Annotated in this window: 14 protein-coding genes; 7 read left to right on the top strand and 7 right to left on the bottom strand. The window is 69.1% G+C overall.

Annotation, left to right across the window (positions count from 1 at the left end; all coding sequences use genetic code 11):
• Positions 1-60: 60 nt before the first annotated feature.
• Positions 61-1,575: a transglutaminase-like domain-containing protein gene (locus BMZ38_RS02920; protein ID WP_091333870.1), complete on the bottom strand. Its 1,515-nt coding sequence runs from the start codon at positions 1,573-1,575 to the stop codon at positions 61-63.
• A gap of 112 nt (positions 1,576-1,687) precedes the next feature.
• Between BMZ38_RS02920 and purT the strand changes: the two genes are divergently transcribed.
• On the top strand, positions 1,688-2,869 hold the full coding sequence (gene purT, locus BMZ38_RS02915) for a formate-dependent phosphoribosylglycinamide formyltransferase (protein WP_091333868.1): 1,182 nt from the start codon (positions 1,688-1,690) through the stop codon (positions 2,867-2,869).
• Between the two features lie 99 nt (positions 2,870-2,968).
• The gene (locus BMZ38_RS02910) at positions 2,969-4,504 is read left to right on the top strand and encodes an FMN-binding glutamate synthase family protein (RefSeq protein ID WP_091333866.1); all 1,536 of its coding nucleotides are present in this window, start codon (positions 2,969-2,971) and stop codon (positions 4,502-4,504) included.
• A gap of 6 nt (positions 4,505-4,510) precedes the next feature.
• On the opposite strand, the gene BMZ38_RS02905 is transcribed toward BMZ38_RS02910, so the two are convergent.
• The 4 genes from BMZ38_RS02905 to BMZ38_RS02890 form a co-directional block, all read right to left on the bottom strand.
• Positions 4,511-5,218, bottom strand: coding sequence for an arginyltransferase (locus BMZ38_RS02905; RefSeq protein ID WP_091333863.1), 708 nt, complete (start codon positions 5,216-5,218; stop codon positions 4,511-4,513).
• A gap of 69 nt (positions 5,219-5,287) precedes the next feature.
• Entirely contained in the window at positions 5,288-5,680 is a 393-nt protein-coding gene (locus BMZ38_RS02900; protein WP_091333860.1) for a hypothetical protein, read from the bottom strand.
• 18 nt (positions 5,681-5,698) lie between these two features.
• Complete coding sequence (gene tesB / locus BMZ38_RS02895; RefSeq protein WP_091333858.1) at positions 5,699-6,565, bottom strand: acyl-CoA thioesterase II; 867 nt, start codon at positions 6,563-6,565, stop codon at positions 5,699-5,701.
• A gap of 400 nt (positions 6,566-6,965) precedes the next feature.
• On the bottom strand, positions 6,966-7,520 hold the full coding sequence (locus BMZ38_RS02890) for an N-acetylmuramoyl-L-alanine amidase (RefSeq protein ID WP_091333855.1): 555 nt from the start codon (positions 7,518-7,520) through the stop codon (positions 6,966-6,968).
• A gap of 67 nt (positions 7,521-7,587) precedes the next feature.
• Here BMZ38_RS02890 and BMZ38_RS02885 point away from each other — a divergent pair, with 67 nt between their 5' ends.
• Together BMZ38_RS02885 and rlmKL are read left to right on the top strand one after the other, a co-directional pair.
• Positions 7,588-8,106, top strand: a complete 519-nt coding sequence (locus tag BMZ38_RS02885) for an alpha/beta hydrolase (protein ID WP_091333852.1) — start codon at positions 7,588-7,590, stop codon at positions 8,104-8,106.
• Positions 8,103-10,292 (top strand): bifunctional 23S rRNA (guanine(2069)-N(7))-methyltransferase RlmK/23S rRNA (guanine(2445)-N(2))-methyltransferase RlmL, encoded by a 2,190-nt coding sequence (gene rlmKL / locus BMZ38_RS02880; RefSeq protein WP_091333850.1) that lies wholly within the window; start codon positions 8,103-8,105, stop codon positions 10,290-10,292. The genes BMZ38_RS02885 and rlmKL overlap by 4 nt, the downstream gene beginning before the upstream one ends.
• Before the next feature lie 3 nt (positions 10,293-10,295).
• Here rlmKL and BMZ38_RS02875 read toward each other — a convergent pair whose 3' ends face one another.
• Positions 10,296-11,321, bottom strand: a complete 1,026-nt coding sequence (locus BMZ38_RS02875) for a YncE family protein (RefSeq protein ID WP_245747156.1) — start codon at positions 11,319-11,321, stop codon at positions 10,296-10,298.
• A gap of 156 nt (positions 11,322-11,477) precedes the next feature.
• Between BMZ38_RS02875 and chrA the strand changes: the two genes are divergently transcribed.
• The 3 genes from chrA (at position 11,478) to BMZ38_RS02860 (ending at position 13,972) form a co-directional block, all read left to right on the top strand.
• On the top strand, positions 11,478-12,869 hold the full coding sequence (chrA, locus tag BMZ38_RS02870; protein ID WP_091333847.1) for a chromate efflux transporter: 1,392 nt from the start codon (positions 11,478-11,480) through the stop codon (positions 12,867-12,869).
• Between the two features lie 64 nt (positions 12,870-12,933).
• A complete protein-coding gene (locus BMZ38_RS02865; protein ID WP_091333844.1) occupies positions 12,934-13,431 on the top strand; it encodes a GNAT family N-acetyltransferase in 498 nt (165 codons plus the stop codon).
• 19 nt (positions 13,432-13,450) lie between these two features.
• Complete coding sequence (locus tag BMZ38_RS02860) at positions 13,451-13,972, top strand: acyl-CoA thioesterase (RefSeq protein WP_091333841.1); 522 nt, start codon at positions 13,451-13,453, stop codon at positions 13,970-13,972.
• Here the strand turns inward: BMZ38_RS02860 and BMZ38_RS02855 are convergent.
• Positions 13,962-15,053, bottom strand: coding sequence for an acyltransferase family protein (locus tag BMZ38_RS02855; protein WP_139202376.1), 1,092 nt, complete (start codon positions 15,051-15,053; stop codon positions 13,962-13,964). The genes BMZ38_RS02860 and BMZ38_RS02855 overlap by 11 nt on opposite strands.
• Positions 15,054-15,079: the final 26 nt, after the last annotated feature.

Genomic DNA, 15,079 nt, shown 5'->3' with positions numbered 1-15,079 from the left:
ACCCTACCTCCTTGGACTGCGGAAAGTAGATATCAAAAACATATCACAATCAAGCGCGCCTCAGCCGCCGCGGCCACCGTTGCTGCCGCTGTTGCCCGCTGGCGCCGCCGGCGCTCCGCCGACCGGCGTGCTCAGGTCCATGTCCGCCACCGCCTGGCGGATCTGCAGGTTGCCGAACAGTTGCGTGGTGGCGGCGAAGTGCCAGGGATCGCCGTCACCACTGGCCAGTGCCAGGTGCGTGCTGTCGAAGTGCTTCAGTGCGGAGTCGAAGCTCTGCCAGCGGCCATCGACCCATGCCTGCACCCATTCGTGCGGGATGAACAGGCGCGACGCGCCGCCAAAACGGTCGACGTACACCATGCCGCTGACCACGCGCGCCGGGATGCCCTGCGCGCGAGCCATCGCCGCCAGCAGCACGGCGTATTCGGTGCAGTCTCCCTCGCGACTGCGGAGTACTTCGAGCGCAGAGGCGTAACCCACGTCCAACCCGTGGCCGGTGATGTAAGCGCTGACGAACTGGCGCATGCGGCGCATGCGCTGCAGGTCGTCGCGGGCGCCGCGCACGGCGGTGGTGGCGAGCCGGCGGATCGCCGGTGCATCCGATTGCAGCCAGGCGTTCGGTTTGCTGTCGGCCGGCTGCGGCGGCGCCTGCCGGCCGGGGTGTGCGACACCCACGTCGATCATCCAGTCGTCGCCACCGAGCGGCGTGACATTCTGTTCGTCGGTGACGATGAACGGTTGGCCGATGTTGCCGCTGACGTGGACGCGGTAGCGCATCGGCACGCTGCGGACGTAAGCCGGCAGCCAGCGCGGCGAATCGACAGTTGCTGCGCGCAGCATGTCCACCGGCTGATTGGGGGCCATCGCGCAGGCGCGATCGCAGGCAAGCATTTCCAGCGGCTGGCCCAGCAGGCTCATCAGGCCTTTGCGGGCAATGCCCTGGTCGTCGACCCACAGGTCCAGCGTTTGCCGGCCATGTGCCAGCGACAGCGTCTGGCGCTGATGGCTGAGGCGCATGGCGCCGCCGGGCAGCGCCACGGTTTCGTCGCCCAGGATATCGACCCGCACGTCGATGACCTGCTGGCTGGACGGGTCGAATTCATGCATCCGGTAGCTGCTGCCGGCCTGGCGCCCCGCGGCCACGGTGGCGAGGCGCTGTCCCTCGGCGAGCAGGGCGTTGCCGGGCCAGCCCATCAGCACGGTCCGCGTCTGCCCGCCCACCGTGGTGGTGACCTGGTAGCGCCCGCTGTCGTCGGGGCGGGCTTCCACCGTGCTGTCCATGGAGGACATGTGCGTGCGAGCGGCGAAGCCTAGCGGCTCGCCGGCCGGCCCTTCCACGCTGCGGCTCATGTTGCCCAGGTGCATGGGTTTGCCGGAGCGGCTGAGATCCAGCGCCAGCATCTGCGTGGTGGTAAGGATGCCGTCCTGGCGCTCGCGCTCGATCTGGATGTGGCCGACCTTGCGCCCGCCCAGCAGCACGGTCATCCAGTCGGTCTGGTCGGGCACGGTTGCGTACGCGGCACCGAGGGTGCCCAGCCAGAACGCTGGGACCAAGGCAAGCAGGATACGGCGCATGGTCAACCCCGGGGATGGATGACGACGCCAGTGGACCCCTTGGCGAAGCCCGCGTCAATGCGCAGTGCAGCGTAGCCCTACAATGCGTGGGATTTTTCCAGGGAATTCCTCCATGAAGCCTTTCGGCACGCCGCTTTCCGACCACGCCGTGCGCGTCCTGCTGCTCGGTTCGGGCGAGTTGGGCAAGGAGGTGGCGATCGAACTGCAGCGTTACGGTGTCGAGGTCATCGCGGTGGACCGCTACGCCGATGCGCCAGCCATGCAGGTGGCACACCGCAGCCACGTCGTCGACATGCTCGACGGCGCAGCGCTGCGTGCGCTGATCGCACGCGAGAAGCCGACCCTGGTGGTGCCGGAGATCGAAGCCATCCACACGCCTACCCTGGTCGAGCTGGAGCAGGAAGGTCTGCGCGTGATCCCGACCGCACGCGCCGCCTGGCTCACCATGGACCGCGAAGGCATCCGCCGTCTGGCCGCCGAGAAACTGGGCCTGCCCACCTCGCCCTACCGTTTCTGCGACACCGTGGCGGAGTACCGCGCGGCGGCGCAGGAGATCGGCTTCCCGTTCGTGATCAAGCCGGTGATGAGTTCCTCGGGCAAGGGGCAGAGCACGGTGCGCGAGGCTGCCGAACTGGACGAGGCCTGGGATTACGCGCAGTCCGGCGGACGCGCAGGGCAGGGGCGGGTGATCGTCGAGGGCTTCGTCGACTTCGACTACGAGATCACCCTGCTCACCGTGCGCCACCGCGACGGCACCAGCTTCTGCCTGCCGATCGGCCACCGCCAGGAGCATGGCGACTACCGCGAATCGTGGCAGCCGCAGCCGATGAGCGCGGCGGCGCTGGCCGAGGCGCAGCGCCAGGCCGCGTCGATCACCGGGGCACTGGGTGGCTGGGGCGTGTTCGGCGTGGAGTTTTTCGTCAGGGGCGATGCGGTGATCTTCTCCGAGGTGAGCCCGCGCCCACACGACACCGGACTGGTGACGCTGGCCTCGCAGGAGCTTTCGGAGTTCGCGCTGCACGCGCGGGCCATCCTGGGGTTGCCGATTCCCGTGATCCGCCAGTGGGGCCCTTCGGCCTCGTGCGCCGTTCTGGTCGAGGGCGAAGGCCGTCATCCGCGCTACCACGGGGTAGCCGAGGCGCTGGCCGAGCCGGACACGCAATTGCGCATCTTCGGCAAGCCCGAAGTGAAGGGGCGCCGGCGCATGGCGGTGACACTGGCGCGGGACGTCGATATCGAGACGGCGCGCGCCAAGGCGGTGCGGTCGGCAGGTTGCTTGCGGGTCGAGCTTTGAGCGCCATGCTGGCCTGATGGGGCTCCCTCTCCCTCCGGCGAGAGGGAGCCGGTTTACCCAATGGGCTAGGCTTTCTCTGGAATCACACAGGAGACAACCATGGCATCGGAAGGCTTTGCGCACTGGCTGATCGTGCTGATCGAAGCACTGGCGGCCTTCTTCGTGCTGCTGCTCGCGCTGGCAGTGGTGGTCGTGCTGGCCGTATGGGTCGCCGACCGCAACCAGACCGGCAACGCGGTGCTGCGCAACTTTCCGGTCATCGGCCACTTCCGCTACGGCTTCCTGCGCCTGGGCGAGTTCTTCCGCCAGTACCTGTTCGCCAGCGACCGGGAGGAGTTGCCGTTCAATCGCGCCCAGCGCGTGTGGGTCTATCGCGCGGCGAAGAACGCCGACACTACGATCGGCTTTGGCACCACGCGCGATCTTTCCGCCGAGGGCGTGCCGTTCTTCGTCAACGCACCATTTCCGCGGCTGGAAGGCCACCACGTCCCTCCCAGGCCGGTACGGATCGGTCCCTACGCACGCGAGCCCTACGACCACGCCGCCTTCTTCAACATCTCGGCGATGAGCTTCGGCGCATTGTCGGCTCCGGCCGTGCGCGCGCTCTCGCACGGCGCGGCCAAGGCCGGCATCTGGCTGGACACCGGCGAAGGCGGCCTGGCGCCCTACCACCTCGAGGGTGGCTGCGACATCGTGTTCGAGATCGGTACCGCCAAGTACGGCGTGCGCACCGCCGACGGGCAGCTCGACGACGACAGGCTGCGCGCGATCTGCGCGCTCAAGCAGGTGAAAATGGTCAGCATCAAACTCGCCCAGGGCGCCAAGCCCGGCATGGGTGGCCTGCTGCCGGGCGTGAAGGTGACGCCGGAAATCGCCGCCATCCGCGGCATTCCCGTCGGCGTGGATTCGCAAAGCCCCAATCGCCACCTGGACATCGCCAACGTGCCGCAACTGCTCGACGCCATCGCGCACGTGCGTGAGGTCGGCGGCAAGCCGACCGGCTTCAAGGCGGTGCTGGGCGATTGCCGGTGGCTCGCCGAACTGTGCGACGAAGTGTGGCAGCGGGGCATCGAGAGCGCGCCCGACTTCATCATCGTCGACGGCTCCGAAGGAGGCACCGGCGCCGCGCCGCAGACGTTGATGGAAGGCATGGGCCTGCCGCTGCACGAGGCGCTGCCGGCGCTGGTCGACACGCTGATCGCCAAGGGCCTGCGCCAGCGCATCAAGGTGATCTGCTCGGGCAAGCGCATCACCGCCTACGACGTGGCCTGGGCGCTGTCGATGGGCGCCGACTTCGTCAACTCCGCGCGTGGCTTCATGCTGGCGCTGGGCTGCATCCAGTCGCTGCAGTGCAACCGCAACACCTGCCCGACCGGCATCACCACGCAGAACCCCAAGCTGCAGAGGGGCCTGGTGGTCACCGACAAGACCGAGAAGGTCGCCAGCTACGCGCGCAACCTGATGTACGAGGTCGGCATCATCGCGCACAGCTGCGGCGTGGACGACCCGCGCCAGCTCGACCGCACGCATTGCCGCGTGGTGGGCGACGACGGCCTGTCGGTGCCGTTGATCAAGCTGTTCCCCTATCCGGAGGTCGGCGCGGCGCGCGTGGTCGGGCCGCGATCCACGATCTGACCCCGCTTACGGGCTCAGGGGCACCCAGCCCTCGCGCGTGCGCACCTGCAGCGGGCGGAAGCGGCGCTTGTAGTCCATCTTGCCATGGCCTTCGATCCAGAAGCCCAGGTAGAGCCACGGCAGTCCGCGGCGGCGCGCCAGCTGCACCTGCTGCAGGATCGCGTAGGTGCCCAGGCTGCGTGCGCTCTCTTCCGGATCGAAGAACGTGTAGACCGCCGACAACCCGTTGATGCACACATCGGTCACCGCTACCGCCAGCAGCCGCGCACCCTTGCGGAATTCCAGGAACAGCGTCGGGCTCCACGGCGCGGTCAGGAAACGGCGGAAATCGCTGGCATCGGCCTCGTCCATGCCGCCGCCCGAATGACGGGTGCGCAGGTAGCGCTCGTACAGGCCGTGGCGTTCGGCGTTGTAGCCGGCCATGCACTCGACCACGTCCAGGTCGGCGTTGCGTTTGAGGCAGCGCCGTTGCGTGCGGTCGGGGGCGAAGTGTTCCACGTCGATGCGGCAGGGCGTGCAGGCGCGGCACTGCGGACAGTTGGGGTAGTACAGGTGGCCGCCGGCGCGACGGAAGCCGCGTTCCAGCGCCGGCCCGTAGAGCTGGTCCAGCCGCGGTGCTGCCGGATCGATCACCAGGTTCTGCGCCGTACGCTCGGCGTAGTAGCCGCATGGGTGCGGCAGGGTCTGGAACAGGCGGACGCGTTCGGAGCGCATGAAACCGATTCTATGACCGAGCGCGCGACCGGTTGCAAATTTTCCGAGAAAGCGGCCTTGACCGTCGTCTCAGAGCTTGCCCATGTAGCGCAGCATCAGCACCAGGAATGCCGCGGCGAGCGCCAGCAGCACGATGCGCCGCACGCGCGTGGCGACGCTGGCGCGGCGCATTTCCGGCGAGGGATTGCGCGCGAGCGCCAGCTCCTCGCCGAAGCGGACCATCGGCTCGATGCCGATGCCGCGCAGCAACGTGCGTGCCTGGGTGTAGTCGTCGGCGCGGTTGACCCACACCTGCGGCCAGCTCTGGCGGTTCTCGTTGCGCTGCGAGTAGCTGAAGCGCTGGTAGCTGGGACGATTCCAGTTCGAGCGGCCGGTGACCGTGGTCTCGATGCCGTGTTCGGACAGCAGCGCGACGACGCGGTCGATGTTTTCCTGGCGGGGCGAGGTGTAGAGCGGACGCATGCCGGCGAGTCTACTGCCTCACTCGCCGCGCAGGCGGATCAGGCCTTCCTGCGCGCTGGAGGCAACCAGCCGGCCCTCGCGGCTGAAGATCTGCCCGCGCGCCAGGCCACGGCCGCCCTGCGCGGTGGGGCTGTCGAACGAATACAGCAGCCATTCGTCCACGCGGAACGGGCGATGGAACCACAGCGCATGGTCCAGGCTGGCCATCTGCACGTTGTGGGTCATGTAGGAAATGCCGTGCGGCAGCGTGGCCGTACCGATCAGGTGGAAGTCGGAGGCATAGGCGAGCAGGGCGCGATGCAATACCGACGAATCGCCGATCGGCGCGGTCAGGCGGAACCAGATGTGCTGGATCGGCGGGCGCTTGGCGGGGTGCAACTCGTCGCGCGGCCACACCTGGCGGAATTCGAACGGGCCGTCGATGCCGAGCCATCGCTGCAGTTTCACCGGCAGCTTGGCCAGCTCGTCCGCCGGCAGGTGGCGCATGGGTTCGAGATCTTCGGGCGAGGGTACTTCGGGCATGGCGCTCTGGTGCTCGAAGCCCTTCTCCGGTTCCTGGAAGGAGATCGCGCCGTTGAGGATCGGCTGGCCATGCTGGATCGCGACCACGCGACGCGCGGAGAAGCTGCCGCCGTCGCGCGCGCGCTCGACCGAGTAGACGATCGGGGCGTCGATGTCGCCGGCGCGCAGGAAGTAGGCATGTAGCGAGTGCGCCTCGCGCCTGGGATCGACCGTCTGCTGCGCGGCCGAGAGCGCCTGCCCGAGGACCTGGCCGCCGAACACGAAGCGGGTGCCGATATCGCGGCTCTGGCCGCGAAACAGGTTGTCTTCCAGCCGCTCGAGCTGGAGCAGGTCGACCAGTTCCTTGACGTGTTCTTCCCGCATGGGGTGTCCGTGGTGCGTGGGGGGAAGGAGGATTATAGCTTTGCTCCCTCTCCCCTCCGGGAGAGAGGGCTGGGCGAGGGGCCGGGGCTCACCTCAGCGGTTGTGTGAGGAGAGCGACAGCTTTCGGACGCCTGTCGGCGCCCGAGTCACTTTCCCTTGTTTCCCCAAGAGAAAGTAACCAAACAGAAGGGCACCCCGATGGGTCGCCCGCCGCGCCATGGCGGCCCCGGGAAGAGCAGTGCGCTTCCTGCGCGCGCTCTCAAGAGGAGCCACGGCCAGAGCGAAAGGCCCAAGAGCCCAAGGCGGGTGCTGGCGAGAGATGTGGATGTGCCGCACATCGGCTCCCTCTCCCCTGCGGGGAGAGAGTTGGGGTGAGGGGCGGGCTCGCGGGACAGCCGGGTCAGGCCCTGACGCGCTCCAACCCACACGCCGGAACGATCGCGTCCCAAGGAAACAGCGGGCCGGGATCGAGCTTGCGCGGCACCATCACGGCCGGATCGTCACTGGCCGGCACGCGCGCGGTGTCCAGGTCCTCGTGGCCGGCGATGGCACGCAGGTTGGGATATTCCTCTCGAAGCTGCGCAAGTAGTTCACGCAATGCCGCGATTTGAACGTCCGGATAGCGCTCGCTCATCGTCTGGCTGGTCGACACGAACCAGTCCGGATAACGTCCGCGATTGACCAGCTCAATGCCGATCGAATCCGCGTTGTGCCCCCGCACGTGGTGGGCGATACGCGTGCCCGGAACGTAGCGCTGCGTCGTTCCATCGCGATCGATGTAGTAGTGGCCGCTGTTGCCTGCGCCACTCTCGTACAGCACTTTCTCGCCGTACTCGCGCGCGGTGGCCAGGTCCGGCAGCTCGGTGCAGTGGATCACCACCAGCGTCACCGACCCGGCAGGCCGTTCGGGCAGGCAGTCGGCGTAGGGCAACGGCAGGTCGGTGATCGCGGGCATGAAAGGAAGTCTCGCACGGCACCGGCTATCATGCGCGGTCCCACGATGGTCCCCGGAGACCCGAGCGATGCGCGGCACCATCCTTCTTTCGCACGGCTCCGACTCCGGCCCGGAGGCGACCAAGGTCAGCGCGCTGGCGGCTCTGGCCGAAGCGCGCGGCTGGCGCACGCAGCGGCCCGACTACCGCGAGGACGATGCGCGCGGCTACGCCGCCTCGGTGGCGCTGCGGCTGGCGCGCCTCAACGCAGCGATCGAAGCCTGCGGGACGCCACCGTTGCTGGTCGGTTCCAGCATGGGCGCGTTCGTCTCGGCCCTGGCCTCGCTGGAGCATCCGGTCGCCGGGCTGTTGCTGCTCGCCACGCCAGGGGCCATCCCCGGTTCCGGCGCCGTGCTGGACCTGCGCCATGGCGTGCCGACGTTGCTGATCCACGGCTGGCGCGATGAAGTCTGCCCGCTGCAAGACATCGTCGCCTTTGCCGGCCGCCGCCATCTGCCGTTGCTCGTGCTCGACGACGACCATCGGCTCAGTGGCAGCCTGCCGACGATCGAACACCAGTTCGCTTCGTTCCTCGACACACTCGCATGAGCGCCTTCTTCGCCACCTGCCCGAAGGGCCTGGAATACCTGCTGCGCGACGAACTGCTCGCGCTCGGCGCCAGCGAGGCGCACGAGGCGCTGGCCGGCGTGCGCTTCGAGGGCACGCTGGCAACCGCCTACCGCGCCTGCCTGTGGTCGCGCCTGGCCAGCCGCATCCTGCTGCCGCTGGCGGAGTTCGACGCGGCCGACGATGACGCGCTCTACGCCGGCGTGCAGTCGATCGACTGGTCCGCTCACCTGGCCCCACACGGCACGCTGGCGGTCGATGCGCACACCGCGCTGAGCAAGCTCACGCACAGCCAGTTCATTGCGCAGCGCGCGAAGGACGCCGTGGTCGACCAGTTCCGTCAGCGCGAGGGCGAACGCCCGGGCGTGGATACCGAGGAGCCGGACGTCCGCCTCAACCTGCGCCTGAAGCGCGATCGCGCCACGCTTTCGCTCGACCTGGCCGGCACGCCGCTGCATCGCCGCGGCTGGCGCGAACAACAGGGCGAGGCGCCGCTGAAGGAAAACCTCGCGGCGGCCATGCTGCTGCGCGCGCGCTGGCCGGCGATCTGCGCCGAAGGCGGCGCGCTGATGGATCCGATGTGCGGCTCCGGCACGCTGCTGATCGAGGGCGCGCTGATGGCCGCGGACGTGGCACCGGGCCTGCGCCGCGAGTACTTCGGCTTCCTCGGCTGGAGGCAGCACGACATCGCGCTGTGGCGTGGCCTGCTCGACGAGGCCCGCGAGCGCGCCGAGGCCGGCCTGCGCAACCTGCGCCCGGTGTTCTTCGGCTCCGATGCCGACCCACGCATGGTGCAGACGGCCAAGCGCAACGCGCAGGCCGCCGGCGTGGCCGGTTTCCTCACGCTGGAGAAGCACGACGTGGCGCACGCCGCCCCACCGCCGGGCCAGTCGACCGGACTGGTCATCACCAATCCGCCCTACGGCGAGCGGCTGGGCGACCGCGCACAGATGCCGCAGCTCTACCGCACGCTGGGCGATGTACTGAAGTCGCGCTTCACCGGCTGGCGTGCGGCGGTGCTGGCCGGCGATGCGGAACTCGGCCACGCGCTGGGCCTGCATGCGGACAAGCGCTATGCGCTCTACAATGGCGCGCTGGAAACGGTGCTGCTGACCTTCGAGCTCTCCGCTAGGGATACCGCGCCGCGCGAGCGCAAGCCGCTCTCGCCCGGCGCGCAGATGCTGAAGAACCGGCTGGAAAAGACCGTGCGCCACCAGCGCAAGCGGCTTGCGCGCGAGGGCATCTTCTGCTGGCGTGCGTACGACCAGGACCTGCCCGAGTACGCCGCAGCGATCGACGTCTACGGCCGCGAGGGCGAGGAGCCGCGGCTGCACGTGCAGGAGTACCGCGCGCCTGCCGACGTTCCGGTCGACGTGGCCCGCACGCGCCTGCGCGAGATCGTGCGCGTGGCCGGCGAGGTGCTCGGCGTGCCGCGCGAGCGCATTGCGTTGAAGACGCGCGAGCGCGGCAAGGGCGGCGCCAAGTACGGCCGCTTCGACCAGCGTGGCGAGTTCCACGAGGTGGAGGAAGGCGGCCTGACCTTCCTGGTCAACCTCACCGACTACCTCGATACCGGCCTGTTCCTCGACCACCGGCTGGTGCGCGCCAAGCTGCGCGAGCTGGCGCGCGGCAAGCGCTTCCTCAACCTGTTCGCCTACACCGCCACCGCCAGCGTGTACGCGGCGGCGGGCGGCGCGCGCGATACCACCAGCGTGGACCTGTCCGGCACCTACCTGGAATGGGCCTCGCGCAACCTGGCGCGCAATGGTTTCACCGGCGAGGCGCACCGGCTGGTGCAGGCCGACGCCACCGACTTCCTGCGCCAGGACCGCAGCCACTACGGATTGATCTACGTCGATCCGCCGACCTTTTCCAACTCCAAGCGCGCCGAGGATTTCGACGTGCAGCGCGACCACGCGGCGCTGCTGTTGTCCTGCGCTGACCGCCTGGCCGGCGACGGCGTGATCGTGTTCTCCAACAACTTCCGCCGCTTCAAGCTCGACACGGCGGCGCTGGAGGAGCGTTTCACGATCGAAGACTGGAGCGCACCCAGCATCCCGTTCGACTTCGCCCGCCGCGCCGACATCCACGGTTGCTGGCTGCTGCGGTTGCATGCGCAGGCCTCTCCGTGGGAGGACAGCGTCCGGCACCTGCGCGGTCGCCGCTAGGCTTCAGGTCCGCGGAACGAGGGGCGCGGTGATCCGGAGCATTGGCTTTCCCTTCCAGGCCTTCAACGGGAAGTAGGCACGGTGCGTGGCCGGATCGACCACCACCACGTGTGCGTTCGGGCCGAGCATCCCGCGGCCCAGCGCCCGCAGGCGGCGCCCCTGCACTTCGAACACGGCCACCACGCCCGATTCGCTGGCCACGTACAACCAGCCGGGCATCGGGTCGAAGGCGAGCACGTCGGGCCCTTCGCCCACCTCGAAGGAAGCGGTCACGCGACGGCTGCGCAGGTCCAGCACCAGCAACGTCGCGTTGTCTTCGCACGCGATGAAGGCCAGTCGCGCGGGCGCATCGATGTGGAGGCCGTGGTTGCCCCTGGCACCCGGCAGGGCGATGCGCGCAACCACCTTGTCGGTTGCCGGGTCGATTTCGGCCAGCACGCCGCGGGTCTGCACGTTGGCGAAGATATGTCCGGACACCGGGTCGTACTGCGTGTTGCCTACTTCGCCGCCCAGCGCAATGGTGCCCACGCGCCGGTTCCTGCGCACGTCGATCACCGTGTCGCTGCCGCCGTGCTCGTTGGACACGTAGAGCTTGTGTGCCCCGGGTGCGTAAGCCATGCCATCGGGATAATCGCCCGTCGGCATACGCGCGAGAATTTCCATCTTCGAGGCGTCGATCGCCACCACTTGGTCTGTGCCGGTGGCCGAGGCATACACGCGATCCAGCTCCGGTACCGCCAGCACGCCATGCACGCTGCTGACTCCGGGAATGTCGGCAATCACCCGCTGGCGGCGCGTGTCGAAAACGGTGATCACGCCATCGCCCAGGTGCGCCAGGAACAGGCGGTGGCGCACGGGGTCCAGGCTGGCGTAGTCCCAGCGCGTGGTGTGTCCGGTCAAAGGCACATCGGCGACAGTGGCGAGCGGCAAGGGTGGCCTCGCCTGGCCGCAGGCGATCGAGGTGGCGGTCAGCAGGGCGATGGCCAGGCCTGCCACCGCGCACCGGCAGGCAACGCTTCGAGGCAGCATGGCCAATGTCTCCAGGCTTCACACGGCGTAGGATGGGGCGCTTATAACACTGTCGTCGTGCAGCCACCGGCAGTGGCAGTGTCCGGTGGGCAGGTCGGCGGCAAGATGGACTACTGGCACCCCGATCATGTTTCTACCCGTGCCGGACCTGTGCCGATGAACGAGCAGACCGCCTCCGAAGCAGCTTCCCTGCCGCCGATCTCGCTGCGCCAAGCGACACGCGTGTGGGCGAAAATCGGCCTGCTCAGCTTCGGTGGGCCGGCTGGCCAGATTGCGCTGATGCACCGCGAGCTGGTGGACACGCGGCGGTGGATCAGCGATGCGCGCTTCCTGCACGCGCTCAACTACTGCATGTTGCTGCCGGGGCCTGAGGCGACGCAGCTGGCGATCTACATCGCCTGGATGCTGCACCGGACCGTCGGTGGCCTGCTCGCCGGCGTGCTGTTCGTGTTGCCGGGCTTCGTCACGATCCTGGCGCTGAGCATCGTCTACGCGCTGTACGGGCAGGTCCCGCTGGTCCTGGCGATCTTCATCGGGTTGAAGGCTGCCGTGCTGGCGGTGGTGGTCGAGGCGGTGATCCGGATCGGGCGCAAGGCGCTGAAGAACCGCATGATGGTGGCGATCGCCGCGCTGGCCTTCGTCGCGATCTATTTCTTCCGCGTGCCGTTCCCGTTGATCGTGCTCGGTGCGGGGCTGTGGGGGCTGCTCGGGCGCTGGTGGTCGCCGCATAGCTTCCCCGGCCCGGCGTCGTCCGCGGCCGATGCCTCGTCCGACTTCCTCATCGACCGTCTGCTGGGCCAGGGGAAGCTGACGCATACGCGGCCCTCGGGCGCGCGGGCATGGCGGGTGGTGCTGGTCTGGCTGGCGCTCTGGTGGGTGCCCGTGCTGGGGGCGATCGCCGCGTTCGGCCGGCACAGCGTGCTGGCGCGCGAGGGGCTGTTCTTCAGCCAGACCGCGGTGGTCACCTTCGGCGGCGCCTACGCGGTGCTGGCCTACATCGCCCAGCGGGCCGTGGTCGGCTTCCACTGGATCACGCCGGGGCAGATGCTCGATGGCCTGGCGCTGGCCGAGACCACGCCCGGGCCACTGATCATGGTGGTCCAGTTCGTCGCCTTCCTCGGCGCCTACTACCACCAGGCCGGCCTGTCGCCGCTGGCGGCCGGCGTGGCCGGGTCGGTGCTGACGACCTGGGTGACCTTCGCGCCCTGTTTCCTGTGGATCTTCCTGGGGGCACCGTACATCGAGGCCCTGCGCAGCAACCGCGCGCTGCATGCGGCGCTGTCGGCGGTCACCGCCGCCGTGGTGGGCGTGGTGCTGAACCTGTCGGTGTGGTTCACCCTGCATACGGTGTTTGCCCGCATCGACGAGCGCCACTACGGCTGGCTGCGGCTGGAAAGCCCCGCCTGGGGCACGCTGCAGTGGCCCCCGGCCCTGATCGCGGCCGGCGCGATGTTGGCCATGCTGCGCTTCAAGGCGGGGATGGGGTGGGTCCTGCTGGGAAGCGGGCTGGTCGCGCTGGTCTGGCGCTGGCTCGCCGGAGCGCTCTAGCCGGGCGTGGCATTCCGCCCGGGGGCCACGCAAACTGTCGGCCCAATGTGTGACCGGGATACGCATGCCTGATCCGAGCCTGCACCTACGCCTGGGGCGCCCGGAAGACGCGCGCGCCATCAGTGCGCTCGCGCGGCGCGTGGTGCGCCGGTGGGTCCTGCCCGACCAGTCGCGCGAGGCCGGCCAGGCACTGCTGGAGCGGCTGGGAGCGCGGCTCCTGCGCGAGCGCATGCTGGCTGGCCAGCGCTTCCACCTGGCGTGGATGGGCGAGCTGCTCGTCGGCATTGCGGCGATGCGCGACGACTGCCATCTGGTGCATTTCTTCGTCGCCACGCGCTACCAGGGCCGCGGCATCGCCAGCCGGTTGTGGCAGCGGGCGATGCGCGACGCAGTACGCCGCGCCGGCACGCGCCGCTTCACCCTCAACGCCACGCGTTGCGCGCTGCCGGTGTACCGGCATTTCGGTTTCGTCGCGACCGCGGCGGAGCGGCCCTCGCCCAACGGCGTCCTGAGCACGCCGATGGTGCTGGACACGCCCGCGGGCATAATCGGCCGACCGTAGCGACCACCACAGGACCACCATGCCCGGCCAGCAGAACGAAGTCACCTTCCGCTTCCTCGCCCAGCCCACCGACGTCAACTTCGGCGGCAAGGTGCACGGCGGCATGGCGATGAAATGGATCGACCAGGCCGGCTACGCCTGCGCGGTGGGCTGGAGCGGCGCGTACTGCGTGACCGTGTCGGTCAGTGGCATCCAGTTCATCGCGCCGATCCTGATCGGCGACCTGGTGAGCGTGCGCGCGCGGCTGATCCACACCGGCACCAGCAGCATGCACCTGGCGGTGGACGTGCTGGCGCAGGACCTGCGCACGGGCGAACAGCGACTGGCCACCAGCTGCGTGATGGTCTTCGTCGCGCTGGACAGCCCCGACGGCAAGCCCACCCCGGTACCGCGCTGGGAGCCGCGCGACGACGAGGACCGCCGGCTGCAGGATTTCGCGCGGCGGCTGATGGAACTGTCCAAGACGATGGAGCAGCAGGTCGCCGTGCTCAGGCCGGCGGCCGCGCCCCTTGCCCGACGCGTGCCGACCGCTACGCCGTAGGCGCCCGCCACAGACGCCGCTCCAGCCATTGCGGAGAAGTCAGCGGACTCAGCAGCCGCTCCGCCGGGACGCTGGTCAGCAGGCGCACCAGCAGCCACGCGGCCAGCAGCAGTAGCAACGCATTCACCAGCGGCGGCTCGCCCGACTCCAGCCAGGCGAACAGGCCCGCCGCCACCGCGGACTTCACGATGAACCCGTGCGCGAGGTAGGCCTGCAGGCTGCGCCCGCCGGCCGCCGTGGCGGCGAAGGCCCGGCGTGGGACCAGCGCAAGGAAGGCCGCGCTGCCGACGATGCCGGCGCCGAGCCGCAGCAGCCGCCACAGCATGCCGGCGGCATCGTCCACGCCCAGCGCGGCATAGCCGTTGCTGCCGTAGAGCCAGCGCGGATCGGGTACGGCGCTCGCCGCCCAGCCCATCGCGAGCAGCACTGCCACGGCCAGCGCGCATGCCAGCGGCCCGCGCAGGCGCTCGCGCCACCCGGCCGAATACAGGTGCCCGATCAGAAAGAACGGGAAGAACGAGGCGATGCGCGATAGCGACATGCGGTAGCCCACGTCGTCCGCCGAGCCGGCGACCAGCGCGAACAGGCAGGCCAGCACCAGCGGATGGCGCAGTCGCATGAACAACGGCAACAGCAGGCGCCAGGCCGCCAGGCTCGGCAGGTACCAGAGCAGCCAGTAGGGCGTGGTGACGCCGACCGGTCCGGGATCGGGCCAGCCGGGCATGCGCGCCGCCAGCGCATACAGCGCCTGGAACAGCAGGTAGGGCAGCAGCAACTGGAACGCGATCCGCCTGAGCAGCTTGAGGTCCACCTCGACCCGCGCCACGGCACCGGACAGGACGGCGAAGGCCGGCATGTGGAACAGGTACAGGAAACGATACAGCTCACCGATCCACGCGACGCCGCGCAACGGCTCCAGGCAGTGGCCGAACACCACCAGCGTGATCAGCGCCAGGCGTGCGTTGTCCTTCCATGGGTCGCGCGCGGATGGGGCGGGCGGAGCGCGCGCGGGGATAACATCGATGGTCGTGGGGCGGGGAAATCCATACATCCGCTGCAGGCTAGCAACGGCTGGGTGCACGGGATGTCCCCGCAGGCCCATCTGTT

This window comes from Frateuria terrea, assembly GCF_900115705.1.
GTDB lineage: Bacteria > Pseudomonadota > Gammaproteobacteria > Xanthomonadales > Rhodanobacteraceae > Frateuria_A > Frateuria_A terrea.
Note: the sequence above shows the minus strand (reverse complement) of the source record. Positions and strands in the feature narration are given on the sequence as shown.

Coding starts and splice junctions, on each gene's coding strand:
- BMZ38_RS02875 (WP_245747156.1), bottom strand. CDS start 11,321: ATGCTGCCTCGAAGCGTTGCCTGCCGGTGCGCGGTGGCAGGCCTGGCC.
- tesB (WP_091333858.1), bottom strand. CDS start 6,565: ATGCGGGAAGAACACGTCAAGGAACTGGTCGACCTGCTCCAGCTCGAG.
- purT (WP_091333868.1), top strand. CDS start 1,688: ATGAAGCCTTTCGGCACGCCGCTTTCCGACCACGCCGTGCGCGTCCTG.
- BMZ38_RS02910 (WP_091333866.1), top strand. CDS start 2,969: ATGGCATCGGAAGGCTTTGCGCACTGGCTGATCGTGCTGATCGAAGCA.
- BMZ38_RS02860 (WP_091333841.1), top strand. CDS start 13,451: ATGCCCGGCCAGCAGAACGAAGTCACCTTCCGCTTCCTCGCCCAGCCC.
- BMZ38_RS02905 (WP_091333863.1), bottom strand. CDS start 5,218: ATGCGCTCCGAACGCGTCCGCCTGTTCCAGACCCTGCCGCACCCATGC.
- BMZ38_RS02890 (WP_091333855.1), bottom strand. CDS start 7,520: ATGCCCGCGATCACCGACCTGCCGTTGCCCTACGCCGACTGCCTGCCC.
- BMZ38_RS02885 (WP_091333852.1), top strand. CDS start 7,588: ATGCGCGGCACCATCCTTCTTTCGCACGGCTCCGACTCCGGCCCGGAG.
- rlmKL (WP_091333850.1), top strand. CDS start 8,103: ATGAGCGCCTTCTTCGCCACCTGCCCGAAGGGCCTGGAATACCTGCTG.
- BMZ38_RS02920 (WP_091333870.1), bottom strand. CDS start 1,575: ATGCGCCGTATCCTGCTTGCCTTGGTCCCAGCGTTCTGGCTGGGCACC.
- chrA (WP_091333847.1), top strand. CDS start 11,478: ATGAACGAGCAGACCGCCTCCGAAGCAGCTTCCCTGCCGCCGATCTCG.
- BMZ38_RS02900 (WP_091333860.1), bottom strand. CDS start 5,680: ATGCGTCCGCTCTACACCTCGCCCCGCCAGGAAAACATCGACCGCGTC.
- BMZ38_RS02865 (WP_091333844.1), top strand. CDS start 12,934: ATGCCTGATCCGAGCCTGCACCTACGCCTGGGGCGCCCGGAAGACGCG.